The sequence below is a fragment of the Corallococcus terminator genome, from assembly GCF_003611635.1.
GTDB classification, from domain to species: Bacteria; Myxococcota; Myxococcia; order Myxococcales; family Myxococcaceae; genus Corallococcus; species Corallococcus terminator.
Genome location: NZ_RAVZ01000649.1, coordinates 1 through 1,809 on the forward strand (window position 1 = coordinate 1; position 1,809 = coordinate 1,809).

Below are 1,809 nucleotides of genomic sequence, written 5' to 3' on the forward strand. Positions count from 1 at the left end.
TCCGTGGCCACCCTGCGCCTGCCGGTGCCGGACGTGGCCGCCCAGCGGGCCTTCTGGGACCCGGTGGCCTCCTGGCTGGGCTGGAGCTCCACCCAGTCTCCGGAAGGCACGGCGGCCTACACGGGCGCGGGCCTGGGGCTCGTCTTCACGCCGGCCCCCGCGTCCTCGGTCCAGGCCACCCTGACGCTGGATGCGCCCTCCCTGTCCGCCGTCGCCCGGCTGAAGGACCTGCTACAAGCCCACCACCCCCGCAGCATCGTTTCGGGCCCCGAGGAGGGCCTGCGGTTCCAGGACCCGGCCGGGCTCACGTGGGAATACACGCCCCCGTCGGTTTGATTCTCCCCGCGAGTGGCATCAGGCCCCTCGCGAGTGCCGTTCGAGGCGTTCCGGAACCGGAAATCCTGATCGCGTTTGCACGCGTGCCTTGACGCAACGGGGGCGTCGAAGTAAGGACGGCCCCTCTTTTTCCTTGTCTTGCCTTCCGCTGGAGCATTGCCTTGGCGAACACCAAGTCTGCAGAGAAGCGTCACCGCCAGTCCCTGAAGCGCCGCGCCCGGAACGTGAACGTCCGGTCGTCGGTGAAGGACGCCGTCAAGTCCGCCCGCGAGGCCATTGCCTCCAAGGACGGCACGAAGACGACGGACGCTCTCAAGGCGGCTTCCAAGACCCTCAACAAGGCGGCCAGCAAGGGCGTCCTCCACAAGCGCACCGCCTCGCGCCGCATCTCCCGGCTGGCCAAGGCCGCCGCGAAGAAGTCGGCCTAGTCGTACCCCGCCCTGGGTCGAGGACCGGGTTCCCCGGTCCTCACCAGGTGCTGGCCAGTCGGTCGTACCCATCACGCATGAGCGTTTCCGCCAGGCGTGCCAACGCCGCCTGACGGTTGGCTTCTGCTTCCAGAACGTTGCCCCGGCCCTGGAGATAGTCCTCCGTGCCCGCCACCACCGTCTCCCCGAGCAACTGTCCCTCCTTCACGAGGCGCAGGCGCACGGTCGTGTAGACGCGGTAGTTGTTGGCGACGATGGTCGGGGACGCCCCGACGTTGAGCACTACCCCTTCAATCGTGGCGTTGCAGTCCGGCGCGCTGGCCAGGCGGCCCGCCTGGATGAGCTGCTGGCGCAGGTAGCGCGTGAAGAGGTTCTCCAGCGTGGGCTCCGGCGTCTCGTTGACGAAGATGGGCGCGCACACCTGCCCCACCCCCTCCGGCAGCGCGGAGCCCCACGGGCTGAAGCGGTAGCCGCACCCGGACGCCAGCACCGCCACCACCACCACGCCCGTCCGGGCCCACCGGTACGCACTCCCCGCACTCCAGGTCGCCCACATGGGCGCGCACCCTACCCGCCCGCGATCCTCCGTCAAGCGTCGGGGTCGGACACCGGCACGCCTCGCGCGCGTCCGGCCTCCCGCAGCACCACCCGGGCCGCCTCCAGCCGGGCCTCCCGCGCGGAGCCCCGGAGCGCCATGCCCAGCGGCCACTGCAACCGTGCGCCGTCCTCCACCTCCACCGTGAGGCCCTGGTGGCGGTACAGGGCCGCGAGCAGCACGCCCACGACGCCCGCGGCGAGGGCCATGATCCGGATGGCCTGAGTGGGCGCCCAGAGGCCCAGCAGCGCGAAGGCGAGCAGTCCCAGCGCCTCCGCGTAGGGGCGCGTGCGCCACTCCAGCCGGCGCACCCGCGTCCACGCGACCTCCACGGGCGGACTTCCAGCACGCCCCTGGAAGGTCAACCGCTCCGCGTCCATGGACAGGCCGCGTCCATTGCCCAGGTCCAACGCGAGCGGGGCGATGCGCGGGGGCGGTGGGGACGCGGCC

The 1,809-nt window shown here is 71.5% G+C and carries 4 protein-coding genes; 2 read left to right on the plus strand and 2 right to left on the minus strand.

The window, feature by feature from the left end; all coding sequences use genetic code 11:
* Window positions 1–336, plus strand: a 336-nt coding sequence (locus D7V88_RS43440; RefSeq protein WP_167509923.1) for a VOC family protein, incomplete at its 5' end; no start/stop codon positions are given.
* A 161-nt stretch (window positions 337–497) separates the two neighbouring features.
* Window positions 498–764 carry a 30S ribosomal protein S20 gene (rpsT, locus tag D7V88_RS41155; RefSeq protein WP_120545914.1) on the plus strand — a complete coding sequence of 89 codons (267 nt, stop codon included), beginning with the start codon at window positions 498–500 and terminating at the stop codon, window positions 762–764.
* A 40-nt stretch (window positions 765–804) separates the two neighbouring features.
* Here the strand turns inward: rpsT and lptE are convergent, their stop codons facing one another.
* Complete coding sequence (gene lptE, locus D7V88_RS41160) at window positions 805–1,320, minus strand: LPS assembly lipoprotein LptE (protein WP_120545915.1); 516 nt, start codon at window positions 1,318–1,320, stop codon at window positions 805–807.
* 32 nt (window positions 1,321–1,352) lie between these two features.
* Window positions 1,353–1,809, minus strand: a 457-nt coding sequence (locus D7V88_RS43445; RefSeq protein ID WP_158625277.1) for a hypothetical protein, incomplete at its 5' end; no start/stop codon positions are given.